This is a genomic window from Mesorhizobium sp. M5C.F.Ca.ET.164.01.1.1 (genome assembly GCF_004792125.1).
Classification (GTDB): domain Bacteria; phylum Pseudomonadota; class Alphaproteobacteria; order Rhizobiales; family Rhizobiaceae; genus Mesorhizobium; species Mesorhizobium wenxiniae.
Genome location: NZ_SRTG01000001.1, coordinates 2,686,497 through 2,711,080, shown reverse-complemented (window position 1 = coordinate 2,711,080; position 24,584 = coordinate 2,686,497). Strand labels below are relative to the sequence as shown.

The following is a 24,584-nucleotide window of genomic DNA, read 5'->3' as shown; positions in this document are numbered from 1 at the left end:
CGAATTAATATCGGGGAAGCCATGCCGATCGATAGGACAAGACGCAAGCTTGTGAACGCCTTCGCCTGCACCGCCGTCAGCGCCGCGATGCTGCCCTGTTGCCTCGGGCGGGCCGCTCTCGCCGCGGCCGGCCTTGAATTCAAGCTCAGGAAAATCACCGACGGCGTCTTCGCTTTCCGGGGCGTCGATGAATTGATGAGCGCCGCCAACCAGGGCGCGATCTCAAACCTGGGCGTCGTCGTCGGCACCGACGCTGTTGCCGTTATCGACAGCGGCGGCAGCCTGATCGAGGCGAACGCCTTCATCGCCGCGATCGGCAAAATCACCGCCAGGCCGGTTCGCTACCTGATCAACACCCACATGCACCCCGACCACATCTTCGGCAATGCGGCATTCCGGGAGATCGGCGCGACCATCGTCGGCCATCGCAATCTGCCGCGCGCGCTCGAGGCACGCGGCGCGTTCTACCTGCAAAGCTTCCGCGAACAGATCGGCGACGCGCTCATGACAGGGATCGAGATCATACCGCCGACGATGCTGGTCGATGATCGCCTGCAGCTCGACCTCGGTGGACGCGTGCTCGAATTGCAGGCATGGAAAGCGGCTCACACCGACAACGACCTGACCGTCTTCGACAGCGCGACCCGCACGCTGTTTGCCGGCGATCTCGTTTTCATAGGTTCCTTGCCGACGCTCGACGGATCGCTGCTCGGTTGGCTTCGCCAGATGGATGCGCTCGCCGCGATCGGCGCCGTGCGCGCCGTTCCGGGTCATGGCCCGGTGCCGGCCGACTGGCCGGAGGCGCTGACGGCGGAGCAGCGCTATTTCGAAGTTCTGGCGCGCGATATTCGCAAGGCGATCGTCGACGGGACGCCGCTCAGCGAGGCAGTCAAGACCGCCGGCGCAAGCGAACGGGGCAATTGGCATATGTTCGACGACTACAACGAGCGCAATGCAACGGCCGCCTTTGCCGAACTCGAATGGGAATAGATCACACCGACAAGCGTTGGACGGGATGAAGTGGATCGATTTGCTAACGCATCGTCAAAGGCTTATCCTCGACATCGGCCTGGGCACCACCTCTCTGACATTGGTGGAGGCATCGAAATGCAGAACCACTCTTACCGGAGCCGGCAGCTCGCCTTGCCGCTCGCAGCCATCTTTGCCGCGATCATCCTCGGCACGCTCTTTGGCTCCTCCGGAGCCGCCCACGCGCAGCAAACAGCCGCGTCTTCGGACAGGATCTGGCAGGATTTGAAAGGCGACGTGTTCGGCGATCGGGCAGTTCTGATCGATACCGGCGTCGTCAGGGTCGAGGCGCCGAAGCGGGCGCAGGATGCCGCCATCGTGCCCGTCGACATCTATATCGACCCGGCCAAGACGCCCGACGGCATCAAATCCGTCACCTTGATCATCGACGTCAATCCGGCACCGGTGGCGGCGACGTTCCAGATCGGCAAGGACGCCGGCGTGACGCATCTGTCGACGCGCGTGCGCGTCAACGATTATTCCTATTTGCGTGCCATTGTAGAAACCCAGGGCGGCGAACTCCACATGGCTCAGACCTTCGTCAAGGCGTCAGGCGGATGCTCCGCCCCAGCGGTCAAGAACCAGGATGAGGCGATGGCGACGATGGGGCAGATGAAGCTACGCCAGTTCCCGCCGCAAGAGACGATGACAAAGGCGCAGGAATTGCAGCTGATGATCCGCCACCCGAACAATTCGGGCCTGCAGCGGAACCCGTTGACCCAGTACTTCATCCCCGCGCATTTCGTTCAGAAGTTGTCGATCTCGCAAGCAGACCGGCCGATCCTCTCGATGGAAGGCGGAATATCGATTTCGGAAGACCCCAATTTCCGGTTCGATTTCACGGCGCACGGCAGTGGCGACATTCAGGTCGAAGCGATCGATACAGACGGCAAGGTATTTCGCAATCAATGGCCATTGGAGGCTACGGGACTCTGAAGCCTCGAAACCGCATACAGCGGTTGTCTCCCGCCGTCGGCGCTCTTACCGGGGCAAGCTCTAAAAGCAGCGCACGTCGGCTTCCGCCTGCGCGCGCTTCAGTTCCGTGCCTGCGGCTTTCGCCGGCGCGCTTTCGCGAAACAGTCCCGAACGCTCCCCTGTCGTCAGGGACATGCTCTTGAAGGTCTCGGCCCTTTCATAATCCTCGAACGGAAGGATCGAGGCGATGACGTCGATCGAGCAGGAACAGCTCTCCAGCGCCTGGCGTGTCCGGCCATTCGACTGCATGCAGCCGAGCACATAGTCGACAACTGTCGTCGTTGGATAATCTCCGGCGGCACCGGCCGGATTGGCGAAGGCCAGAGCTGATGCAAGCAACAGCGGCAAGGTGGACAAGCCGACATATCTGTTCATGGGGAACCCTCCGATTGGCCCGGACGTGATAGATCGAGCCCGATGGGTCGAGCCCATGGATCGAGACAGGATCACCGCACCAGTTGGCCTCGTGCCATCACCCCCGTCAAGTTCTCATGCTGGCCATATAGTACCAAAGGAGCAAGGCCGTGCCGGCCGACAAAAGGCCTCCCAGGCAGCACGATCATCCGCTGTGAATCGTGGTGCTGACCTTCATTTCATGTCTCCCTCACTATCGGCACCCAGAGCGACGGGCGCATACTTAACGTCACACGAGCCAATGAATATTCATAAATAAAAATCAATACATTCCGCCAAAAAAATACGCAGAATTGGGGAACTTATATAAATCCAGCCTCGTCCACAGTCGATCAATAGCTTTCTGTATGGATTTTTTCATATCTATTTCTCTATATTGCAGTGCAACATAGCCGGAAGTGATTTTTCTTGCCTTCCGCCTGGGGATGACATAGCTTCATCCTGTTTCCGGCTTCAAGGGCGTCACCGTCATTAGGGAGCGGCGACAGTCTTTCGTAGGCCAAGTGGGATGGGCAGTAACGGTGCCCTCTGCTCATTCGGCTTAGGTCGTGACACGCTGCCGGAAATACTTCCCCCACATGAATCGCTTGGGCAAGCCCTCGTGGGCTCGACGGACGATTCGTCATTGTGAACCCTGGGAGGACTTTGATGCGTGTACTTGCGAAAACTGCCTACCTACTAACGACCGCGGCGCTCATGTCGTTCGGCGCGGTCCACATGACATCGGCCAATGAAGAACTGATAAAAATGGCCGAAAACCCCAAGGACTGGGTGATGCAGACGGGTGACTACGCCAACACCCGCTTTTCCAAACTTAACCAGATCACCAAGGACAATGTGAAGAACCTGCAGGTCAAGTGGAGCTTCTCCACTGGCGTGTTGCGCGGCCATGAAGGCGGGCCGTTGATCATCGGCGACGTGATGTATGTCCACGCGCCGTTCCCGAACACCGTCTATGCTCTCGATCTCAACAATGACGGAAAGATCCTCTGGAAATACGAGCCCAAGCAAGACCCCAATGTCATTGGGATCATGTGCTGCGACACCGTCAATCGTGGCGTCGCCTATGGCGACGGCAAGATCATTCTCAACCAGGCCGACACCACCGTAGTGGCGCTCGATGCCAAGACCGGCAAGGTTGTCTGGTCGGTCAAGAACGGCGAGCAGACCGACGGCGGAAAGGGCGAATCCGGTACGTCAGCGCCCGTGGTCGTCAAGGACAAGGTGCTCGTCGGCGTCTCCGGCGCTGAATTCGGCGTTCGCGGCTGGCTGGCCGCCTACAATTTGGCAGACGGCAAGCTCGCCTGGAAGGCCTATTCGGAAGGTCCGGACGCAGACACCCTGATCGATCCCGAAAAGACCACCCATCTCGGCAAACCTGTCGGAAAGGATTCCGGCACGAACACCTGGGAAGGCGAACAGTGGAAGACAGGCGGCGGCACGACATGGGGATGGTATTCCTATGATCCCAAGCTGAACCTGGTTTACTATGGTACCGGCAACCCCTCGACATGGAACCCGGTCCAGCGCCCAGGCGACAATCGCTGGTCGATGACGATCATGGCTCGCGATGCGGATACTGGTGTTGCCAAATGGCTCTACCAGATGACCCCGCATGACGAGTGGGACTTTGACGGCATCAACGAGATGATTCTCGTCGACGGCATGGAGGTCAACGGTGCCAAGCGCGACGTGCTGGTGCATTTCGACCGCAACGGCTTTGCCTACACCATGGATCGCGCCAATGGCGAACTTCTCGTCGCCAAGAAATACGATCCGGCAGTGAACTGGGCGACGGAAGTCAACATGGACCCCAGCAGCGACCAGTATGGCCGCCCGCAGGTCGTGGCCAAATATTCGACCCAGCAGAACGGCGAAGACACCAACACGACGGGCATCTGCCCGGCGGCGCTTGGAACCAAGGACCAGCAACCGGCGGCCTATTCGCCGAAGACCGGCCTGTTCTACGTGCCGACAAACCATGTCTGCATGGACTATGAGCCTTACAAGGTGAGCTACACTGCCGGCCAGCCTTACGTGGGCGCCACCGTGTCGATGTATCCTCCCCCTGGAGCCGACCACATGGGCAACTTCATTGCCTGGGATGCTGCCAAGGGCGAGATCGTCTGGTCGAAGCCCGAGAAGTTCTCGGTATGGTCGGGCGCGCTGGCAACCAACGGCGATGTCGTCTTCTACGGCACGCTCGAGGGCTACATCAAGGCGGTCGATCATGACGGTAATGAACTCTACAAGTTCAAGACCCCGTCCGGCATCATCGGCAACGTCACGGCCTACGAGCATGGCGGCAAGCAGTACATCGCCGTTCTGTCCGGCGTCGGCGGATGGGCCGGTATCGGTCTGGCAGGTGGACTGCTTTCCCCCGATAACGCCGCTGCCTGGCACGGCGCCGTCGATCAGGGCCGTGAGCAAGGCGACGAGACCGCGGTCGTTGGAACTGCTGGTCTGGGAGCGGTCGGTGGCTACGCAGCACTTGCCGACTACACGACGCTGGGCGGCCAGCTCACCGTCTTCGGTCTCCCGGACTGATACACGGGAACCTTAGGCACGCCGCGGGTCTTGTGAAAAAGACCAAGGCTTGAAAAGCGAGAGCCCGGATCACCGGGAAGCCAGGACCGGGCTCTCAATTTTGCCGCGCACCCAAAACATCGATCAATGCCGCTTCACGACAGCAAGACCGTGTGCAGGCGAAATGAAGGAAGAGTCTGAATGTCCGTTCGCATTGTCATTTCCGCTCTCGCTCTGGCTCTGCTGCCGCTGGCAAGTTCAAGTCTCGCGCAGGCCTCGGACAGCGCGGAAAAAGCCAAGGCGGTGACGGAAGAGGACGGCAAGTATTTGGATGCGGAGGGTAATCCGACCTACAAGATCGAAAACGGAACCGTCGATTGGTATACGTTCAGCGGTTACCGCCGGTATCACTCCGATTGCCATGTTTGTCACGGACCGGACGGCACAGGTTCGAGCTATGCCCCGGCCCTGGTCAACAGCCTGAAAACCATGGATTACGCAACGTTCCTCTCGATCGTCGCCGAAGGCCGCAAGAATGTCGGCGGCGGCAAGGAGAACGTCATGCCCGCTTTTGGCGACAACAAGAACGTCTATTGCTACATGGATGATCTCTACGTCTATCTGCGTGCCCGCGCCGACGGTGCGGCGCCCCGCGGCAGGCCGCCGAAGAAATCAGACAAGCCACAGGCAGCGAAGGATGCCGAAGCATCCTGTATGGGTGGATGATATGATTGGCCGTGATGCGTTGAAGCTGCGTTTTGTCCTGCCGATGCTCGGCGCACTCGCCTTGCTGCCTTCGAACGTTCAGGCGCAGGACGCCGGCCTTGGTGCCGCGGGAGAACTGGTCGACCCCGACATTCTGCGCGTCTGCGCCGATCCTTCAAACATGCCTTTCACCGACGAGAGCGGCGAAGGCTTCGAAAACAGGCTGGCCGAACTGGTTGCCGCGAAAACCGGCCGCAAGTCCGTCGCCTATACATGGTTTCCTGTTGTCGCCGGCTTCGTGCGCAACACGCTGGCGGCCAACCGATGCGACATCATCATGGGTTACGCTCAGGGCGATGAACTGGTGCAGAACACCAACGCCTACTATCGCTCCTCCTATGTGCTGGTGCACCCGAAGGGCAACGGCATGGAAGGCGTCGAGACGATCGAGGATCCGAAACTCACCGGCAAGAAGATCGGTGTCGTCGAAAGCACGCCGCCGACTGCCAACATGGCCGCCAACAAGCTCTTGCGAACGGCAAAGATCTATCCGCTGGCGGTGGATACGCGCCTCACCGCTTCCATGGGAGAGGTCATGATCAAGGACATGCTCGCCGGCAAGATCGATGCGGCTGTCATGTGGGGACCGATGGCAGGCTACTTTGCCAAGGAACTCGGCGCCGATCTCACGATCGTTCCGCTGGTGAAGGAAAAAACCGGCTCGCGCATGTCCTACCGCATCACCATGGGCGTGCGTCCATCCGACCAGGAATGGAAGCGGACGCTCAACCGGGTGATCAGGGAAAACCAGGCGGAGATCAACAGGATCCTGCTGGACTACAATGTGCCGCTGATCGACGAACACGATAATCCGATTACGCAATGACGAAACCGGTATGAAGGGAAAGGAGACGATTTTGCTGGTCGCTGCGGGCCTTCTGGGTCTGACCCCACCGATGTGGGCTGGCGATGTCGCCGAGCCCGGCGGCTACCGGATGAACGATTATCGGGCGCCGGTGCCGCAGACGCTGCGGGGCGCAAGCGTGGTGACGACGGCAGAGGCGGAGGCGCTGTGGCGGGAGAAGAAGGCGGTGTTCTTCGACGTCATGCCGAACACGCCGAAGCCGGCTAATTTGCCGGCAGGAACGATTTGGAGAGACACGATCAGAAACGACATCCCGGGCAGCACCTGGCTGGCCAATGTCGGTTACGGCGCTATCTCGGAGGAAACCGCCAACTATTTTCGCCAAGGCCTCGCGGCCGAAGCCGGTGCCGACAAGTCGCGCGCTATTCTGTTCTACTGCATGACGAATTGCTGGATGTCCTGGAATGCCGCGAAACGGGCCGTCGAATGGGACTACAGTTCGGTAATCTGGTATCCGCCCGGCGCCGATGGATGGGAACGTGCAAACCTTCCGCTTGAGGAGAAGAAGCCTTACGTGATCAGCAATTGAAGCATAGGCATTGTTATTTTCGATCGTCTTGTTTTTCGAGTTTTCAGAACCTACCGTTTCATTTGTCCATTTTGAGAGCTGATGGACGAGCCATTGCAATGGTGCCCAGCAATGGTTGACTGAGAAAAGAATCGGCCCTTTCGGGCTGGTAGAAGAGGAGAAATGCCATGAAGAAGAGCTGGACGAAACCGACCATGTGCCAGGTTGCTGCGGGCTTCGAAATTTCGCGGTATCTGCCTGCTGAAATTCCTCCCAAGAAGTAGGCCGCAGAGGTGCGTGTCCCTGGCAACGGGGGCACGCACTGCCTTGCCGCGCGAGGTCTTCGTGAAAGGCTTTGACGCGTTCAATACGGGCGCGAAGCCATTCGCGGTCGAAAACTTGCTGCTGGTTGAATGAGCCGCAGAGCGGGCATTGCAATGCGCTTGAAAATCATCGGCTCGGCGGCAGGCGGCGGCTTTCCGCAATGGAATTGCAACTATCGCCTGAGCCGCGCGGCTCGCACCGGGATGGCCGGCGTGCATTCTCGAACCCAATCAAGCATCGCCGCGTCAGTGGATGGAGCCGGCTGGGTGCTCTTCAACGCCTCGCCCGATATTCGCCAGCAGATTGCGCAAACGCCTGAATTGCAGCCCGCGCACGATGCGCCGCTGCGTTCGACACCAATTCGTGCGGTGGTGCTGACCAATGCCGATGTCGACCATGTCGCCGGCCTGCTCAGCCTGCGTGAGCGGCAGCCTTTCGCCATCTATTCAACGACACAGGTTCTGGCGACGCTGGAGGCGAATTCGATTTTCAATGTTCTCGATCCGGCGCTCGTGCCGCGACGCATCTTGCCGCCGGCGGAAGAACTGGCGATCTGCGATGCAGACGGCAACGACACCGGCGTGATTGTCGAGAGCTTTCCCGTGCCCGGAAAGATAGCGCTCTATCTCGAGGAAAGAAGCCAGCCGGATGCCAATTTCAGCTCCGAGTCCGGCGACACGATCGGCGTCCGTATCGCGGGCGCCGGCAGTCGCGTCTCCGTCTTCTATATACCGGGCTGCGCGCGCATCGATGCGACCCTGCGCACACGTCTAGCCGATGCCGCCTGCCTCCTGTTCGACGGCACGGTCTACACGGACGACGAGATGATCGCTGCCGGCGTCGGCCAAAAAACCGGGGCGCGCATGGGGCATCTGGCAATGTCGGGAGACGCGGGTTCGATCGCCGGCTTGGCCGATGTAAGGATCGGCCGCCGTGTCTTCGTCCACATCAACAACACCAACCCCGTTCTGGACGAGAATTCCACCGAACACGCAGCGGTCGAAGCGGCCGGCTGGGAAGTCGCCCGCGACGGGATGGAGATGGAATTTTGAGTGATTTCCACGCCGCGGCCAGGAACGGCCTGTCCTCCAGCGAGCTCGAAGCCGTGCTGCGGCAGGTCGGTGCCGAGCGCTATCATAACCGCCATCCTTTCCATCACAGGATGACCAGCGGTGCGCTGTCGCGGACCGAGATGCAGGCCTGGGCGCTGAACCGCTATTGCTACCAGGCTGTCATCCCGCGCAAGGATGCCATGATCCTGGCGCATGCCGAAGATCCGGCATTTCGCGCCGCCTGGCGCAAACGCATCGAGGACCATGACGGCGAGGACGGCTGGAGCGGCGGTATCGCGCGCTGGCTGCATCTGGCGACCTCGCTCGGCCTCGACGCCGATGCGGTGAAGAGCGAAAGGCTGGCGCTGCCGGCGACACGTTTCGCGGTTGGCGCTTACCTCTCCTTTTGCACGAACCGGACGCTGTTCGAGGCGGTCGCGTCGTCGCTGACCGAGATGTTCTCGCCGCTCATCATCGGCGAGCGGGTGCCGGCGATGCTGGCCAAATACGATTACATCACCGAGGATACGCTGGCCTATTTCAGCCGACGGCCCGAACAGGCCTCGCGCGACGCCGACTTCGCCCTCGCCTACGTGCTCGGCCATGCCGACACGGCGGAGCGCCAGCAGCAGGCGATCGATGCGCTGGTGTTCAAATGCGATATACTGTGGGCCATGCTCGACGCGCTTCAACACGCTTATGCCGAGCCGGGAAACATACCGCCCGGCGCCTTCCGTCCGCCCGGCGGCTTCCGTCCGGAGGCAGCCCGATGATGGCGCTGCGCGAAAGAGCCATGGTGTCGCCGCAGTCGGTGCCGTCGCTGCCGAAGCACGTGCGCATACAGTACGACCCCGTGCGCCAGGCGTTCGCCGTGCTTTCGCCCGAAAAAGTATTCTGGCCGAACGACATCAGCCTCGATATATTGCGCCGCTGCGATGGACGGTCCACGATCGGCCACATCATTGCCGGCCTTGCCGCAGATTATGACGCCGAACAGGAGGCCGTGGCGACCGACGTCGTCGCTTTCCTGCAGGAATGGTCGGACAAGCTGCTGGTGAAGCTATGAGCGAGCCCCTTCTCCCGCCGATCGGCATGCTGGCGGAACTGACGCATCGCTGCCCGCTGCAATGCCCCTATTGCTCCAATCCGCTCGAATTGCTGAAGGCCAATCGCGAACTCGATACACAGACGTGGCTCGACCTGTTCTCGCAGGCCGCCGATCTCGGCGTTCTGCAAGTCCATCTGTCCGGCGGCGAACCGACGCTGCGCCGCGACCTCGAGCAATTGATCGCCGGGCTTTCGGCGCGCGGCGTCTACACCAACCTGATCACTGCCGGCGTCGGCATTGCCGAGGGCCGCATGGAAGCGTTTGCCGAAGCCGGGCTCGACCATCTGCAGCTGAGCTTTCAAGGCGCACGGCCGGCGACCACCGACCGCATCGGCAACCACAAAGGCGGCCACGAAAAGAAGCTGGAGACGGCACGCCGCGCGCGCGCAGCCGGCCTGCCGCTTACCATCAACGCGCCGATCCATCGCCACAACATCGAGGAGGTGCCGGAATTCATCGATCTGGCCCTCTCGCTGGGCGCGGAGCGGCTCGAGATCGCCAACGTGCAGTATGCCGGCTGGGCGCTGACCAATCGCGATCAACTGATGCCAGAGCGTGCTGCGGTCGACCGTCAGGCGGAGATCGTCGCGGCGGCGCGCGAACGGCTCACCGGCATTATGAACATCGATTTCGTCACGCCGGATTATTTCGCCATCTATCCCAAGCCGTGCATGGGCGGCTGGGCGCGCGACGCCTTCATGGTGGCGCCGGACGGCACCGTGCTGCCATGCCATGCCGCACAGACCATCCCGTCGCTCAGTTTTGAGCGTTTCGGACCGCGCAGCTTGGCCGAGATCTGGACCGATTCGCCGGCATTCAACGCCTTTCGCGGCACCGACTGGATGCAGCAGCCCTGCCGCAGCTGCGAGCGGCGTGAGATCGACTGGGGCGGCTGCCGCTGCCAGGCGATGGCGATCGCCGGCGACGCCGCCGCAACGGACCCGGCTTGCGCGAAATCGCCGATCCATGCGCGCATGGCAATGCTGATCGACGAAGCCCAGCGTGCTGCGGCAGTTCCTTCGAACGACGAACAATTCGTCTACCGGCGGATCGGCGTCGTCACCGAGCCCGCCTGACGCGCTCTTCTATGCCACCGTCTCGCGCTCGCGCATCGCGTCGGCGAAAGCCAGTGCATCGCGATTGACCGCGACATTGTGCACGCGAAAGATCGAAGCGCCCTTCAGCCGCAGGATGACGCTGGTCGCCGCTGTGCCGATGTCTCGCCCCTCGTCGCTTCCGCCGACCAGGTGACGGGCAAGACGCTTGCGTGACGTGCCGACCAGCAATGGAAAACCGAGAGCGTGCAATTCACCGAAGCGAGCCATAAGCTCAAGGTTTTCCTCTCCGTCCTTGGCGAAGGCGAAACCCGGGTCCAGCACGATCCGGTCGTCCGGGATCCCGGCGTCGCGCGCGATCTCCAGCGATCTGTTCAGAAACAGGAACTGGTCGGCGATCACATCCGCCAGTTTTTCGCGGCCGCGCCCGGTGTGCATTATGACGAGGCCGGCGCCGGTTTCCGCCGCGACATGCGCGATGTCGGGCTCGCGCTGCAGCCCAAGCACGTCGTTGACGATATGTGCGCCCGCCGCTACCGCCAGACGCGCCGTCTCGGCCCGATAGGTGTCGACCGAAACGAGGGTGCCGCCGTCGGACGACAGCGCCTCGATGACCGGGAGGATGCGCGATTGTTCCTCGCGCGCCGAAACGGCGCCGGCTCCGGGCCGGGTGGACTCGCCGCCGACATCGATGATCGCCGCGCCCTCGCCGATCATGCGCCGCGCCTGCTGGAGCGCCGGCTCCGGCCGATCGAATTCCCCCCCGTCGGAAAAACTGTCCGGCGTAATGTTCAAAATCCCCATCAGCAACGATTCCGCGCCAATGTCGAGATGCCGTCCATGAGCAAGGTGCCAGCGCGTCATGCATCAACCTTCCGGCATATTAGAAGCCATTCGCGACACGATTGTCACTCACACGAGTCCGGTTTCCCCATCTACCTATGCTCGCGAAACAAAAAGGAGCCTGGCAATGACCAAGGAAACGATCAGCTTTACTTACACGACCTATATTGTCTCGACACCGGAAAAGGTGTTCGGGGCAATAACGAAACCGGACATCGCACGGCACTACTGGGGCCACGAGAACGTCTCTGACTGGAAGCCGGGTTCAAGATGGGAACATATCCGCGCCAATGATGAACGGACTGTCGAACTCGTCGGCACGGTCGTCGAGGTTTCCCCGCCGACCCGTCTCGTCATCACCTGGGCAAACGCTTCGCAGGCGTCTGATCCGGCGAGCTACAGCCGGGTGACCTTCGAGCTCGTGGAATACGAGGCCATGGTCCGGCTGACCGTCACCCATGACGACCTCGAAGCCGGCAGCGGGATGGCGAACGGCATCAAGCGCGGTTGGCCGATCGTCCTCTCCAGCCTGAAATCCTTCCTCGAAACGGGTCAGGCGATCGATGTCTTCGCCAAGCCGCGCGCGTCCGAACGGGCGGCCTGATCCCGGGAACTAGGAGCCGAGCAGATGAGCACTCTCTACACCGGCGGATGCGCGTGCGGCGCGGTCCGCTACGAGGCAAAGGCAGCCCCGATCTTCGAAAACCACTGCCAATGCCGCGATTGCCAGAAAAGAAGCGGCACCGGTCACCAATCCTATCTGACGTTTCCGTCGCGGGCAGATGTGAAGATCACCGGCACGGCGACGGACTGGCGCATTGCGGGTGACAGCGGCAACGATAACATCCATTCGTTCTGCCCGGTCTGCGGAACGCCGGTCTACCTGACATTCGCCGCCATGCCGGAGCCGATCGCGGTTTATGCCGGAAGTCTCGACGATCCGAGCCGGTTCAATCCGACCGTTGTGACCTACGGTAGCCGCGCCCTCCCCTGGGACAAGATTGATCCCGCGCTGAAGACGTTCGAAAAGATGCCGCCAGGCTAACCGGCCCGGCGTCATAGCCGACGCGCTCCTACCTTCGGGATGCGGATCATCTACGCCCACCGCGGGCGGCTGACGTCGGTTCGCCTGCGCTTTTTGTCGTGCTTGGCTGTGGCACAGCCAAGCACGACAAGATATGTGGAAAATCGGGAAGGCACGGCAGGCAGAAACGAAAATAGTGCACTGTCACCGCAATTCTTTTTGCTATGTTTGCTCGGCTGCCGCTGTGTGTAGATTGAACGCGTGGCTCGACTTGCATGCCGCGCCGTCGATGTCGGTGTCTGGGCAGCCGGTGGGCAGCGAAGCACTTCCGGACCGGATTGCCGGAGCAAACCAGAAAGCCGTGAAATCGGGAAAACGCGGCAAGCGGGAAAACAGAAATGGTGCACTGTCACCGTAATTCCGTCACTTGGAGGGCAGCGTGAAATCGCCGACTGTGAGAGTTATGGCCGCGGCCGATGAAGATCCGGCGGTCGGAACGATCGTGCTGGCGTTTGCAGAGGATCCCATGGCGCGATGGACCTGGCCGCATGCACACCAGTACCTTGCGGCCATGCCGCGACTGGTCCGCGCGTTCGGGGTCAGGGCATTCTCAAACGGAAGCGCCTTTTGCACCGATGGCTACGCCGGGACGGCGCTGTGGCTGCCGCCCGGGGTGGATCCAGACGAGGAAGAGCTTGGCGCCGTGCTCGAGAGCACGGTTGCGCCCTCTCTTGCCCCTGAAGTCGCCGCTATATTCGAGCAGATGGCCAAGTACCATCCGACCGAACCGCATTGGTACTTGCCCGTGATCGGCGTCGACCCGGCGCATCAGGGCTTAGGTCACGGCGACGCCTTAATGGCGTACGCGCTCGCGCAGTGCGATCGCGATCACGCGCCCGCCTATCTGGAATCCTCGAACCCGCGCAACATTCCGTTCTACCGGCGCTATGGCTTCGAACCGCTCGGCGCGATCCAGGTAGGTTCATCGCCGACGCTCGTCCCGATGCTGCGGCGACCGCGTTGAGCCTGTCATTACCGTGACAGTGCACTTTTGCTATGTTTGCTCGGCTGTCGCTGTGTGCGGCCGGTGGGCAGCGAAGCACTCCGGACCGGATTGCCGAGCAAACCGGAAAACCGGTGAATCGGGAAAACGCGGCCAGGCGGGGAAAAAGAAATGGTGCACTGTCACCGTAATGCGGTGGAGGCGCGGATGGCGCCGTGCCTCGACCTCTGCGATGTCCGCTGGATCCGTAGTTACTGTCATCTGACCGGCTGCGCATGATCTGCGAATACGAAGCCGCTGATATCGCCAGCGTTCGGAACGTCCAGCACGAGGCTGAAGCCAGCTTTGAGCGGGCCTGGGCTGCCGATGTGCTGGGCGAGCCGTGAGATCCAGTCGTCAGGCTAGTGCGGGTGAAAGTTGTGTCGGAACCTAGCCAGCAGGCAACCGCTCATCTCTAGATCGAAGTGCGCCTCGCCGAATGCAGCGTCCAGGCGTGCCACCGTGGAGGCGATGGGCCAACCTTCCATGACCGTGATGGACGCATGTGAGGGAGGAAGCGGCCCGGTCCTGTTCGCGCTATAGATGCTGCGGTTGGCGATTGAGCAGCATGGAATCGCCGAATTCATGCGTGCGGTATCGGTACGCGGTGAAGGCTGCGGAGGCCTTGGCGAGCAGAGCATCGTCGGCAAAGGCACGCAGGAGCTCGAAATGGCTTTCGCCGGGCTGGTGGACGCCTGTGAGAATCGCGTCAACCACGTGAAGCCGCGTGCCCCGCGCGATGCGCCCTGTCGCAATGCCAATTCCGGCACGCACATTGCCGTCGGGATTGGCGGCTGCCTCAAGCGCGCGCACCACGCTCGTGCCGATCGCGATGATGCGGTTGCCGCCGAGCTTCGCCCGCGCGACCTGCGTCGCGGTGTGCTCTGAGATGCGGTACGGCTCGTCGAAAGGGAGGCGCAGGTCGAGCGCGGGATCGCCGGTGGAAGAAACGCCCGCGGCATGCGTGAGTGTTGCGAAGCCGACGTCGCGCCGACGCCAGGCTTGGAGCGCGAGCCAGTCGAGCGCAAAGCCTGCCGATGGCACCTCGAACGCGACCGGCCCGGCGGCAATCTTCGTCCAGACATCCCACAGGGCCAGCGGTTCGGGAACATGCGCGTATTGGATCGGCCGGCCGTGCCGCGCCAGGCCTGCAAGCACCGCTGCGCGGTTGCCTGGGAAGCGCAGCTCGACAAGGCGAGGATGGTCGAGAAGGCGCTCTACGACGGCTTCAAGCGGGCCGAGCTGGAGGCGATCGCTTGGTGACAGCGGAGGCGGCGGCAGCCGGTCTTCCGTGCGCGTGCGACGATCGCCCGTGCCGAAGGCAATCGCCACGAAGCGGATTGGATCGGGAAGTGACAGCCAGCCTGCCAGGCGGATCTCGATCGCTTCGTCGCTGGGGACATGCATGCCGTGCAAGCTGGCAGGCAAGGTCGCGGCGTCATTGGCGACGACCAGATCGCCGGGATCGAATAGCGTCGCGAGCACAGCGCGCGGCAGGTCGCGCATCGTGCCATCGGCCTCGACGACGAACAGTCTTGCGAAGCGCCGATCGGGACGGTCGGCGGCAATCATGTATGTGCCCCGGCGAGAAGCGTAGAGCGGACCGGCAACGCGTCGAGCATCTTTCCGATGATCTCGGCAGCAGCCAGCTCGGGGCGCTTCAATGTCGACGGATCGGCGTCAGGAAGCGCCAGCGCGTGCAGCGGGGTGTCCATATCGCCAGGGTCGAGCGCGAGGAGCCGGATGCCGTCGGCTTTCGCCTCCTCGTCCCAAATCGCCGTGAGATGGGCAAGAGCAGCCTTGCTCGCGCCATATGCGCCCCAGCCGGGATAGGCGTTCACCGCTGCGTCGCTGGAGATGTTGATCACCAGCGCGCCACGGCCCTCGCGTGCGGACGCGGCAAGCGCACCGAACAGGGCTTTCGTTAGCCGGAACGCGCCGACGAGATTGACCGCGAGCGCTTTTTCCAACTCCTCGCACTCGGTATCGGCAAGAAGCGCCAGAGGAACAGGTCCGAGGCTCGACGCATTGTTGATCAGGACGTCGAGCCCGCCGAGGCTGGCGGTGACTTGCAACGCGATCGGGTAGATGTCCTCCTTGTTGCCGATGTCGCCGACAATCCCGTGCGCGCCGGTCTCGTCGGCGATGCGTTCGACGTCCGCGGTGGTGCGGGCGACGAAGGCGACGGACGCACCTTGCTCGGCAAGCTGCCGCACAAGCGCCAGTCCGAGGCCGGACGTGCCGCCCGTGACCGCCACGCGAAGTCCCTGAAGATCGATATTCGTCTGCATTGCCGGTGCTCCTTCGATCTGTACTGCCCGTTGCTACAAGTTCAAGTTAACTTGAAGTCAAGCGGGAATTGTGCTTTCGTTCTTGCATGGAATCCATGCTGACCATCACCGACTTGTCGCGGCGCAGCGGCGTCGCCTCATCGGCGTTGCGTTTCTACGAGGAGCGCGGGCTGATCGCGTCCGAGCGGGCCGGCTCGGGACACAGACGCTATCCGCGCTCCGTGCTGCGCCGGATCGCCTTCATCGTCTTTGCGCAGCGAATTGGGCTGACGCTTGAGGAGATCGGCGCCGAGCTCGCCAAGTTGCCAGCCGATCGCGTGCCGTCGCGTCGGGATTGGTCGCGGTTGTCGGGTCAGTGGACCAAGCGCATCGACCAGCGCATCGCCGAGTTGCAGCGCCTGAGGTCTGGGCTTACCGAGTGCATCGGTTGCGGCTGCCTGTCGATCGACCGGTGTAGCCTTGCGAACCCTGCCGATATGGCAGGTCGCAAGGGGCCGGGGCCGAGGTATTGGCTGGGGTGAGTTGCCATTACGGCATTACGGTGCATTAGCATTACGGTGACAGTGCACTTTTTGCCATGCTTGCTCGGCTGTCGCTGTGTGTAGATTGAACGCATGGCTCGACTTGCGTTGCCGCGCAGCCGATGTCGCCATCTGGGCGGCCGGTGGGCAGCGAAGCACTTCTGGACCGGATTGCCGAGCAAACCGGAAAAGCCGTGAAATCGGGAAACGCGGCAGGTGGGGAAAAGAAAATGGTGCACTGTCACCGTAAAAAAGCGGCGAGAAGTTGCAGCCAGGAATTACGATCCTAACGCCACACCAAGCGTTTGGCGCGCCTCGTTGACGGTGGCCACTCGCCGGCCAAGCCTCTCGACTGAGGCCGCCGCGAGTTCGACGAGCTCCGCGTTGCTGCGCGCCAGGCGTTCCCTAGTGATCCTGATATTATCCTCAAGTCCGGTACGCACTGCGTCTGCTCCGCGCGCCAACGCCCATTGCATTACGATCGTCTGGTTGCGGCCAATTCCGGCCGCTGTCCAGGTGGATTGCGGAAACAGGAGTTTCGCTTCCCTGAGGAGCACGTCGAGCAATCTCTCCTCCGCAGGCAGTGCGTTTTGCACGCCCATGACAAACTGGATGTGCGGGCGTTCACCTATAAGTCCGCCGTCGGCCAGCCGCCTGGCAGTGTGAAGGTGCGACAGGTCGAAGATCTCGATCTCCGGCAGCACGCCATTTGCCTTCATCGCGGTTGCGAGATCACCGATCAGGGCGGGATGGTTCTCGTAGACTATGGATGGGAAGTTGACCGAACCGGTCGAAAGCGAGGCCATGTCCGGCTTCAGATATAGCGCCGAGCCACGCGCGGTAGGATCGCGACCGCGCCCGCCGGTCGAGAACTGGACGATCATGCCGGGGCAGTGCCTACGCACCCCCTCCTGAACGGCAGCGAAGCGCGTTGGTTCAGACGATGAACTCTGATCGTCATTGCGCACGTGGATGTGCACCAGCGACGCACCTGCTTCAAAGGCTTCCTGGGTCGACTCGATCTGTTCGGCCACGCTGATTGGCACCGCAGGATTGTCTTCCTTGCGCGGCAGTGAGCCGGTGATCGCAACAGCGATGATACAGGGTTCAGGCATGGCGATACACTATCGGTCGACCTGGTCCATGAGCCAGCGGATCGCGAGCGGATACCCCTCGGCGCCGAGCCCCGCGATCACGCCGGTGGCGACCTTCGATATCAGCGACCGATGATAGATCTCCTCGCGGCGATGGATGTTCGAGATATGCAGTTCGACGATCGGGCCCGGAAACATTTTGAGCGCATCAAGCACTGGGATCGAAATGAAGCTCAAACCCGCGGGATTGATCAGAATGCCCGCGCCTTCGTCGATCGCCTCATGGATCCAGTTGACGATTTCGCCCTCAATGTTCGACTGGTGAAAACGGATCGGATGGTCGCCGGCGGCGTCACGGCACATCCCCTCGATTTCTGCGAGTGTCGTCCTCCCATAGATCTCCGGCTCGCGCATGCCGAGCCGGTTGAGATTTGGGCCGTTGAGAACGAAGATTGGCTTGGTCATGGTCCTATCCTTGATAGCCCAGCAGGCGCGGCAGCCACAACACCAGCGATGGGAAGAAGGTGATCAGCATCAGGGCAGCGATCATGGCGTAGAGAAACGGCATTACGTCGTGCACCAGGTCGCGCAGCGGCACTTCTGCGATGCGGGTCATGATGAACAGCAGCAACCCGTAGGGCGGGGTGACGAGCCCGAGCATGATGTTGACGACGACCATCACGCCGAAATGCACCATGTCGACGCCGAGCGCCTTCGCCGTCGGAATCAGCACCGGCACGATTACCAGCAGGATAGTCGTGCCCTCCAGCACGCAGCCCAGGATCAGCAGCAGGATGTTGACCAGGATCAGGAAACCCATCGGCGAAAGATCCCAGGACTGCAAGATCACCGACAGGGACTGCGGAATGTTCTCAACCGTAACAACGTAGTTGAACACCAGGGCGCCGGCGATGAGCATGCCGATTGAGGCCGTGGTGCGGGCGCTGTTGAGAAGCGCATGGTAGAGCTGACCCGGCGTCACGCTGCGATAGATCGCGACCGAGATGAGCAGCGCGTAGCCGGCGGCGACCGCCGCGGCCTCGGTCGGGGTCATCACGCCGCCCCTTATGCCGACCAGCAGAACGACCGGCAGCATCAGCGCCGGAAATGCGCGCAAGGTGATCCCCGGAAATTCCCTGAGCGGCACCGGCTTCTCGACCGGAAAGTTCATCCGGCGCGCGTGGATGGCGACGATGATCATCTGCGACAGGGCGAGAAGAAGGCCCGGCACGATACCCGCAATGAAGAGGTAGCCGATGGATGCATCCGAGATTAGAGCATAGATAACCAGCGGAATTGACGGAGGAATGATCGGGCCGATGACGGAGGTGACGGCTGTCAGCGCCGCGGCATAGCTCGCCGGGTACTTGCCATCCTTAGTCATCAGTTTCTGCATCATCTTGCCGGTGCCCGCGGCGTCGGCGATGGCCGAGCCGGACATGCCGGCGAAGATGATCGACTGCAGCACGTTGACTTGCGCCAGGCCGCCGCGGAAACGGCCGACGACGGCGTTGCAGAATTGCAGCAGCCGGTCGGTCATTGTCCCGGCGTTCATTAACTCCGCGGCGAGAATGAACATCGGTACGGCAAGCAGAATGTAGCTTGTGTAGAGCCCGTTGAGGAGCTGCTCGGCGGAGGTGCCCATGTCGAGCCCTGCAAGCCAGAGATAGAGGATCGACCCGGCGATCATCGAGTGACCGATCGGCAGGCCAAGCAAGGCCAGCGCTGTGATCGCAACGACTGACAGCGAAAAGGGACTCGCGAGATTCATACGCCGGAGCTCGCTTTCGTGGGGTCAAATTCCGCCGGTGCTTCGCCGCGGAGAGCACGCCACGCGAGCCATAGGTAGCGGGCGATCACGGCGACCACGAAGACGAGATAGATCGAGAACAACCAGTCGAAGCGTATCTTGAGGTAGGCGGTGCTCTCGACCTTCATGAAGGTCACGTAGTCGAAGACGGCTGGAAAGGACCAGACATAGAGCGCCACGAGAGCGATTGCGAAGACAAGCGTCATTACCCGCCTAATGTCCGGACCGACTGTGGCGTAGAGGAGATCAAAACGGATTTCCTCTTCTTCACGAACGACGAACGCTGCGCCGAACAGCACAACCCAGATCCAGAGTACGACGGTGAGCTCGTTACTCCAGCCGGTCGGCCAGTTGAGAAGGTAGCGAAAAGCAACCTGGAGCAGAAACGCGGCGAACATGGCGCCGATTGCGATGGCGATGGCGTTCTCGGCGCGCCGGTAGAGCCAGCCGCCGACCTTTCTCAATCCCGGGTTCATGATGCCTCCCTGACGGGCGTCTGGCCAAACGGGCCAGCCGGTCGCAAGCGGACCGGCCGGCGAGTTCGTCGCGTCAAAGCGCGTTGATCTTGTCGACCATCCCGGCAGGCCATTCCTTGGCCAGGTCGGAGGCAAGATATTGCTCCTGCACATGCTTGCGGAATGCTGCGACATCGGGCTCGTAGATCTTCAGGCCCTTGCCCTTGAATGTTTCAACGAGTTCCTTCTCGCGCGTCAGGTGTTTCTCTGTCGAGAAGTCGATCGCCTTGTCCGCCGCGGCCTGGACCTTTGCCTGCTTCTCGGCCCCCATCTCGTCCCACACCTTTTTCGAGATGCTGAGAAGGTCGAAACCGACAAGGTGCGAGGTAAGTACGATCTGCGACATGACCTCGTAGAACTTCATGTTTTCGACGTTGGGCAACGGGTTGTCCTGCCCGTCGATTGCGCCTGTCTGCAGGCCGGTATAGACCTCGGCATATGCCATTGGCGTAGGGTTCGCGCCGAGCGCCTGGCCGAGGAATTGCCAGGCGTCGCCGCCCGGCATACGCAGCTTGATGCCGGCCATGTCGGCGGGTGTCTTGATTTCCTTGTCCGGCTTCAGACCGACCTGGCGTAGGCCGAAATAGGTGGGGCCGAGCACCCTCACACCGAGCTGGTCCTCGGTCATCCTCTTCAGCTCCGCCCCGGCATCGCTGGCAAAGAACGCCTTCAGGTGCGCGGCGTCACGGAACAGGTAGCCGGCGGTGACGATAGACCACGCCGGAATCTGCTTGGAGATGTCCTGCGGGGCAACGTTGCCCATCTCAAGATTGCCGCGCTGGATGGCGACAAGTTCGGTGCCCTGCTTGAACAGGTTGCCGCCGTAATAACCCTCGAAGGCAAAGTCGTCCTTGATGGCGTCGGCGAACATTTTCATCATCTCGGCCCGGATGTCCTGTTCCGAGAACACGGCCGAGAAACGCAGCTTCGGTTTGTCCTGCGCGAAGGCGGGAACGGCGGTCCCGGCGGCGAGTGCGCCGGCGGCGACCATAAACAGGCGTCGGTTCATTTCAGCTTTCATGTCGATTTCCTCCCTATGGTCTTCATATGGTTATAAGCGTCATTGCCTTCATGCGGCGGCCTCGAAATGATCTGCCATGGCGCGGCGGTCGGCCTTGCGCCCGGTGAAGAGTTCGAACGCGCGGACGGCCTGATAGATCGCCATGCCGATGCCCGGCAGCGTTCTGCAGCCGATCGTACGGGCCGCGACCAACAACCCTGTTTCGGTCGGAAAGTAGATTATGTCGGCGACCCATTTTTCGGCTGTCAGAAGAGCCGTGTCGAACGGTGTTCCGGGGTATTTCGCCATGCCCACCGGGGTCGTGTTGACGATGCCGTTTGCCATGCGCACGGCTGCGGCCGGGTCCGGCCACGTCTCGACGCGACCGCCGAACAAGGCGCCCATGCGCGACGCAAGATCCGAGGCGCGGCTGGGTTGGCTGTCGAGGACGAACAGCCGGCCAACGCCCATTTCCATCAGCGCGTTTGCGACTGCGGCGCCCGCTCCGCCGGCGCCGAACATTGCGACGCAGCCCATCGATGCGCCTGTCATCGCCTCGCGAAAACTCTCCGCGAAACCCCAGCTGTCGGTGTTGTGGCCTTCCTTGCCTCCGCCAGCGAAGACGACCGTATTCACCGCGCCTATCGCGCGCGCTGCCGGCGACAGCGCATCCAGGACGGGCATAACAGCCTGTTTAAACGGATGAGTGACGTTGAGGCCGTGAAAGCCTGCAATTTCCGCCGCCGCGATCAAGTCGCCGATCGCCGCGTCCGGAAATCCGAGCCGGTCGAAATCGAGCAAAAGGTACGAATAGCCGATGCCGAGGCGCCGGGCTTCACGCTCGTGCATGCCGGGAGTGCGCGAGGACTGAATGCCGCGTCCGACGAGGCCAATCACGACCTTTTCGCTGTCGCCGCTGGCGGCGCCCTTATGCTCGTCCGCAAGACGGCAAAGGAGGTCGACAAGGCTGTCGCCCATCTCCCGAAATTCCTCCCTGTGGCGGGCCGCCTCCCAGCCCAAATGCGGCAATTCCTGGATCGCCCTTGTGTTCACGCCAAACGCGCCGGTAAATGAGTCCGTCGCGATTTGCGAATGATGTACTAACTGGTTAGTTTAGTCAATTGCCGGCTGCGCCGGGGCGGGAACTCAAACTGCATGGCCGTTATCAAGAAAGAACGAAAGCCAAAGCCGGACGCGAGCACGACGCGTATCCAGGACCCTGAGGGCACGCGCCGCAACATCCTGGAGATCGCCTCCAAGGAGTTTGCCCTGAACGGCTTGTCGGGCGCGCGCATAGACGAGATTGCAGCGCGCACGCGCTTCAGCAAACGCATGATCTACTACTACTTCGGCGATAAGGAAGGTCTCTACCTGCGCGCGCTCGAGAACGCGTATCGCCAGGTACGCGAGGGCGAGGCTCAACTTAATATCGAAGGTCTGCCCCCCGTGGCGGCACTGGCACGCCTAGTGGAGTTCACGTTCGACCACCATCACCGACACGAGGAATTCATCCGCATGGTGATGATCGAGAACATCCATCATGGCCAGTACCTCGAACAATCGGATGCGATCCGCGAACTGAACGTGACTGCGATCGACCATATCTCTCGCATCTATTCGCGCGGTGTCGAAGAGGGGGTCTTCCGGCCGGGACTCGACGCGGTCGAACTCCATTGGCAGGTAAGCGCGCTGTGCTTCTTCAACGTTTCCAATCGCACCACCTTTTCGATGATCTTTGGACGCGACTTCGGCGCGCCGGCACAACTCGAGCGGCTCAAACGCAACAGCGTGGAGATGCTGTTGCGTTTTGTCGCCAAGGACGAAGCTCCCGCAGAACGCTGAGAACGCCGAAACTTGCGGTGCTGCCAGCGTTGCCTTAGTTATGTACGAACTGGTTCGTTCACCACAAACCAGGGAGGAGGCGCGTTTGAAGACTTCGATCGCGACGGTGTCGATCGCCGGTGACCTGGCGGAGAAATTCGCGGCAATTTCCGCCGCGGGCTTCGACGGTGTTGAAATCTTCGAGAATGATTTCCTCGCCTTTGACGGCTCACCGCGCGACGTCGGCCGAATGGCTGGTGACGCAGGTCTGACCATAACGCTTTTCCAGCCGTTCAGGGACTTCGAGGGTTTGCCGGAGCCCCAGCGCAACCGCGCCTTTGAACGTGCCGAGCGCAAGTTCGACGTCATGCAGGAACTCGGCACCGACCTGATGCTGGTATGCTCGTCGGTGTCGCCGGCCTCTCTTGGCGGGATCGACCGGGCGGCCATGGATTTTCACGAGCTTGGCGAGCGCGCCGCCAAGCGCGGTCTGCGCGTCGGCTACGAGGCATTGGCCTGGGGGCGTCACGTCAACGATCATCGCGATGCGTGGGAAATCGTGCGCAGGACTGACCATCCGAACGTCGGGCTGGTTCTCGATTCCTTCCACACGCTGGCCCGCAGGATTGAACTCGGCTCCATCCGTTCGATACCCGCGGACAAGATCTTCATTGTCCAACTCGCCGACGCGCCTCTGATCGAAATGGACTTGCTCTATTGGAGCCGGCACTTCCGCAACATGCCAGGCGAAGGCGATCTGCCGGTGCGACAGTTCATGCAGGCGGTCGCGGCAACCGGGTATGACGGCTATCTGTCGCTCGAGATTTTCAACGACCAGTTCCGTGGCGGGTCGGCAAAGGCGATCTCCGTCGACGGGCGGCGTTCGCTCGTTTGGTTGTTGGATCAGGTGCGGCGTGAAGAACCGGCACTTGACATGGCGATCCCGCCCATGCCCGACCGCATTGCGGTTGGAGGGGTCGAGTTCATCGAGTTCGCGGCCGATCGCGAGGACGCTGGACAGCTTGGATCGCTGTTGCGCATGCTCGGCTTTGTCGAGGCCGGTCGGCACGTCTCGAAGGACGTCACGCTCTACCGCCAGGGCGAGATCAATATTGTCATCAATACCGAGCGGCAGGGCTTTGCCCATTCTTCCTTTGTTGTCCATGGCACGTCGGCATATGCGATGGGCCTGAAGGTCGAGGACGCCGCCGCCACGGTCGCGCGCGCCGAGGCACTGGGCGCGGAGATCTTTCACCAGCGGGTCGGGCCCGGCGAGTTGTCGATCCCGGCGATCCGCGGCGTCGGCGGCGGACTGATCTACTTCCTCGATGCCAAGACCGACCTGGCGAAGGTCTGGGACATAGAGTTCACGCCGGTCATGCCGGCAAGTTCCGGCAATGGCGTCGGCCTCACCCGTATCGATCATGTCGGGCAGACCATGGCACAGGAGGAGATGCCGAGCTGGCTGCTGTTCTATGTCTCGATCTTCAGGACGACCAAGACCCCCATGGTCGACATCGTCGATCCGGCCGGCCTCGTACGTAGCCAGGTCATCGAAGGTCTGGACAAGCGCTTCCGCCTCACGCTGAACGGCGCCGAGAGTCACCGCACGCTGGCTGGCCATTTCATCGCAGAAACCTTTGGTTCCGGCGTCCAGCATCTGGCACTCGCGACGGATGACATCTTTGCGACGGCGGCGAAGCTGCAGGCCAACGGCTTCGAACCACTTCAGATATCGATGAACTACTACGACGACGTAGAAGCGCGCTTCGGTTTGGATCCGGAGGTCGCCGATCGGTTGCGCTCAGCCAATATCCTTTATGACCGCGACGACAACGGCGAATTTTTCCAGCTCTATGCACCGACATTCGGAGAGGGGTTCATTATCGAGTTCGTTGAACGGCGCGGCGCGTATGCAGGATATGGTGCGCCGAACGCACCATTCCGCATTGCCGCGCAAAAACGGCTGATGCGGCCCAAAGGAATGCCAAAGGTATGACGG

At 61.6% G+C, this 24,584-nt stretch carries 27 protein-coding genes; 17 read left to right on the top strand and 10 right to left on the bottom strand.

What is annotated here, in order from left to right:
- The first annotated feature begins 21 nt into the window (after positions 1-21).
- Together EN807_RS13305 and EN807_RS13300 are read left to right on the top strand one after the other, a co-directional pair.
- Positions 22-990: a quinoprotein relay system zinc metallohydrolase 2 gene (locus EN807_RS13305; RefSeq protein WP_135935229.1), complete on the top strand. Its 969-nt coding sequence runs from the start codon at positions 22-24 to the stop codon at positions 988-990.
- Positions 991-1,107: 117 nt separating this feature from the next.
- The gene (locus EN807_RS13300; protein WP_135935228.1) at positions 1,108-1,965 is read left to right on the top strand and encodes a quinoprotein dehydrogenase-associated SoxYZ-like carrier; all 858 of its coding nucleotides are present in this window, start codon (positions 1,108-1,110) and stop codon (positions 1,963-1,965) included.
- 60 nt (positions 1,966-2,025) lie between these two features.
- Here EN807_RS13300 and EN807_RS13295 read toward each other — a convergent pair whose 3' ends face one another.
- Complete coding sequence (locus EN807_RS13295) at positions 2,026-2,379, bottom strand: hypothetical protein (RefSeq protein ID WP_135935227.1); 354 nt, start codon at positions 2,377-2,379, stop codon at positions 2,026-2,028.
- Positions 2,380-3,066: 687 nt separating this feature from the next.
- On the opposite strand from EN807_RS13295, the gene EN807_RS13290 reads away from it, so the two are divergent.
- From EN807_RS13290 to pqqE, 9 genes are all read left to right on the top strand, one after another.
- Complete coding sequence (locus tag EN807_RS13290; RefSeq protein WP_135935226.1) at positions 3,067-4,965, top strand: methanol/ethanol family PQQ-dependent dehydrogenase; 1,899 nt, start codon at positions 3,067-3,069, stop codon at positions 4,963-4,965.
- A 180-nt stretch (positions 4,966-5,145) separates the two neighbouring features.
- A complete protein-coding gene (locus EN807_RS13285; RefSeq protein WP_135935225.1) occupies positions 5,146-5,670 on the top strand; it encodes a c-type cytochrome, methanol metabolism-related in 525 nt (174 codons plus the stop codon).
- Between the two features lies 1 nt (position 5,671).
- On the top strand, positions 5,672-6,535 hold the full coding sequence (locus tag EN807_RS13280; protein WP_246684078.1) for a quinoprotein dehydrogenase-associated putative ABC transporter substrate-binding protein: 864 nt from the start codon (positions 5,672-5,674) through the stop codon (positions 6,533-6,535).
- A gap of 10 nt (positions 6,536-6,545) precedes the next feature.
- On the top strand, positions 6,546-7,103 hold the full coding sequence (locus EN807_RS13275; protein ID WP_135935223.1) for a PQQ-dependent catabolism-associated CXXCW motif protein: 558 nt from the start codon (positions 6,546-6,548) through the stop codon (positions 7,101-7,103).
- A gap of 167 nt (positions 7,104-7,270) precedes the next feature.
- Entirely contained in the window at positions 7,271-7,366 is a 96-nt protein-coding gene (locus EN807_RS13270) for a pyrroloquinoline quinone precursor peptide PqqA (RefSeq protein ID WP_101954564.1), read from the top strand.
- 153 nt (positions 7,367-7,519) lie between these two features.
- A complete protein-coding gene (gene pqqB, locus EN807_RS13265; protein WP_135935222.1) occupies positions 7,520-8,458 on the top strand; it encodes a pyrroloquinoline quinone biosynthesis protein PqqB in 939 nt (312 codons plus the stop codon).
- Positions 8,455-9,231: a pyrroloquinoline-quinone synthase PqqC gene (pqqC, locus tag EN807_RS13260; RefSeq protein ID WP_127317118.1), complete on the top strand. Its 777-nt coding sequence runs from the start codon at positions 8,455-8,457 to the stop codon at positions 9,229-9,231. Before pqqB ends, pqqC begins: the two co-directional genes overlap by 4 nt.
- Positions 9,228-9,524 (top strand): pyrroloquinoline quinone biosynthesis peptide chaperone PqqD, encoded by a 297-nt coding sequence (pqqD, locus tag EN807_RS13255; RefSeq protein WP_127317119.1) that lies wholly within the window; start codon positions 9,228-9,230, stop codon positions 9,522-9,524. Before pqqC ends, pqqD begins: the two co-directional genes overlap by 4 nt.
- Positions 9,521-10,642, top strand: coding sequence for a pyrroloquinoline quinone biosynthesis protein PqqE (gene pqqE / locus EN807_RS13250; protein ID WP_135935221.1), 1,122 nt, complete (start codon positions 9,521-9,523; stop codon positions 10,640-10,642). Before pqqD ends, pqqE begins: the two co-directional genes overlap by 4 nt.
- A gap of 9 nt (positions 10,643-10,651) precedes the next feature.
- Here the strand turns inward: pqqE and folP are convergent, their stop codons facing one another.
- On the bottom strand, positions 10,652-11,485 hold the full coding sequence (gene folP / locus EN807_RS13245; protein WP_135935220.1) for a dihydropteroate synthase: 834 nt from the start codon (positions 11,483-11,485) through the stop codon (positions 10,652-10,654).
- 106 nt (positions 11,486-11,591) lie between these two features.
- On the opposite strand from folP, the gene EN807_RS13240 reads away from it, so the two are divergent.
- The 3 genes from EN807_RS13240 (at position 11,592) to EN807_RS13230 (ending at position 13,512) form a co-directional block, all read left to right on the top strand.
- Positions 11,592-12,068, top strand: coding sequence for an SRPBCC family protein (locus EN807_RS13240; RefSeq protein WP_135935219.1), 477 nt, complete (start codon positions 11,592-11,594; stop codon positions 12,066-12,068).
- 24 nt (positions 12,069-12,092) lie between these two features.
- Complete coding sequence (locus EN807_RS13235) at positions 12,093-12,509, top strand: GFA family protein (RefSeq protein ID WP_135935218.1); 417 nt, start codon at positions 12,093-12,095, stop codon at positions 12,507-12,509.
- Between the two features lie 418 nt (positions 12,510-12,927).
- Complete coding sequence (locus EN807_RS13230) at positions 12,928-13,512, top strand: N-acetyltransferase (RefSeq protein WP_189522403.1); 585 nt, start codon at positions 12,928-12,930, stop codon at positions 13,510-13,512.
- Between the two features lie 555 nt (positions 13,513-14,067).
- Here the strand turns inward: EN807_RS13230 and EN807_RS13225 are convergent.
- A complete protein-coding gene (locus EN807_RS13225; RefSeq protein WP_135935217.1) occupies positions 14,068-15,102 on the bottom strand; it encodes an S-adenosylmethionine:tRNA ribosyltransferase-isomerase in 1,035 nt (344 codons plus the stop codon).
- Positions 15,099-15,821 carry an SDR family oxidoreductase gene (locus EN807_RS13220; RefSeq protein WP_135935216.1) on the bottom strand — a complete coding sequence of 241 codons (723 nt, stop codon included), beginning with the start codon at positions 15,819-15,821 and terminating at the stop codon, positions 15,099-15,101. Before EN807_RS13220 ends, EN807_RS13225 begins: the two co-directional genes overlap by 4 nt.
- Positions 15,822-15,907: 86 nt before the next feature.
- Here EN807_RS13220 and soxR point away from each other — a divergent pair, with 86 nt between their 5' ends.
- Entirely contained in the window at positions 15,908-16,342 is a 435-nt protein-coding gene (soxR, locus tag EN807_RS13215) for a redox-sensitive transcriptional activator SoxR (protein ID WP_135935215.1), read from the top strand.
- Between the two features lie 278 nt (positions 16,343-16,620).
- Here soxR and EN807_RS13210 read toward each other — a convergent pair whose 3' ends face one another.
- From EN807_RS13210 to EN807_RS13185, 6 genes are all read right to left on the bottom strand, one after another.
- The gene (locus tag EN807_RS13210; RefSeq protein WP_135935214.1) at positions 16,621-17,457 is read right to left on the bottom strand and encodes a 3-keto-5-aminohexanoate cleavage protein; all 837 of its coding nucleotides are present in this window, start codon (positions 17,455-17,457) and stop codon (positions 16,621-16,623) included.
- Positions 17,458-17,466: 9 nt separating this feature from the next.
- Positions 17,467-17,901, bottom strand: a complete 435-nt coding sequence (locus tag EN807_RS13205) for a type II 3-dehydroquinate dehydratase (protein WP_135935213.1) — start codon at positions 17,899-17,901, stop codon at positions 17,467-17,469.
- A gap of 4 nt (positions 17,902-17,905) precedes the next feature.
- Positions 17,906-19,207, bottom strand: a complete 1,302-nt coding sequence (locus tag EN807_RS13200; RefSeq protein ID WP_135935212.1) for a TRAP transporter large permease — start codon at positions 19,205-19,207, stop codon at positions 17,906-17,908.
- On the bottom strand, positions 19,204-19,722 hold the full coding sequence (locus EN807_RS13195) for a TRAP transporter small permease subunit (RefSeq protein ID WP_135935211.1): 519 nt from the start codon (positions 19,720-19,722) through the stop codon (positions 19,204-19,206). The genes EN807_RS13200 and EN807_RS13195 overlap by 4 nt, the downstream gene beginning before the upstream one ends.
- A 73-nt stretch (positions 19,723-19,795) precedes the next feature.
- Positions 19,796-20,782 carry a TRAP transporter substrate-binding protein DctP gene (dctP, locus tag EN807_RS13190; protein WP_135935210.1) on the bottom strand — a complete coding sequence of 329 codons (987 nt, stop codon included), beginning with the start codon at positions 20,780-20,782 and terminating at the stop codon, positions 19,796-19,798.
- Between the two features lie 48 nt (positions 20,783-20,830).
- On the bottom strand, positions 20,831-21,814 hold the full coding sequence (locus EN807_RS13185) for a shikimate dehydrogenase (protein WP_246684076.1): 984 nt from the start codon (positions 21,812-21,814) through the stop codon (positions 20,831-20,833).
- Between the two features lie 102 nt (positions 21,815-21,916).
- Between EN807_RS13185 and EN807_RS13180 the strand changes: the two genes are divergently transcribed.
- Complete coding sequence (locus EN807_RS13180; protein WP_135935209.1) at positions 21,917-22,603, top strand: TetR/AcrR family transcriptional regulator; 687 nt, start codon at positions 21,917-21,919, stop codon at positions 22,601-22,603.
- 85 nt (positions 22,604-22,688) lie between these two features.
- A complete protein-coding gene (locus tag EN807_RS13175) occupies positions 22,689-24,581 on the top strand; it encodes a sugar phosphate isomerase/epimerase and 4-hydroxyphenylpyruvate domain-containing protein (RefSeq protein WP_135935208.1) in 1,893 nt (630 codons plus the stop codon).
- Positions 24,582-24,584: the final 3 nt, after the last annotated feature.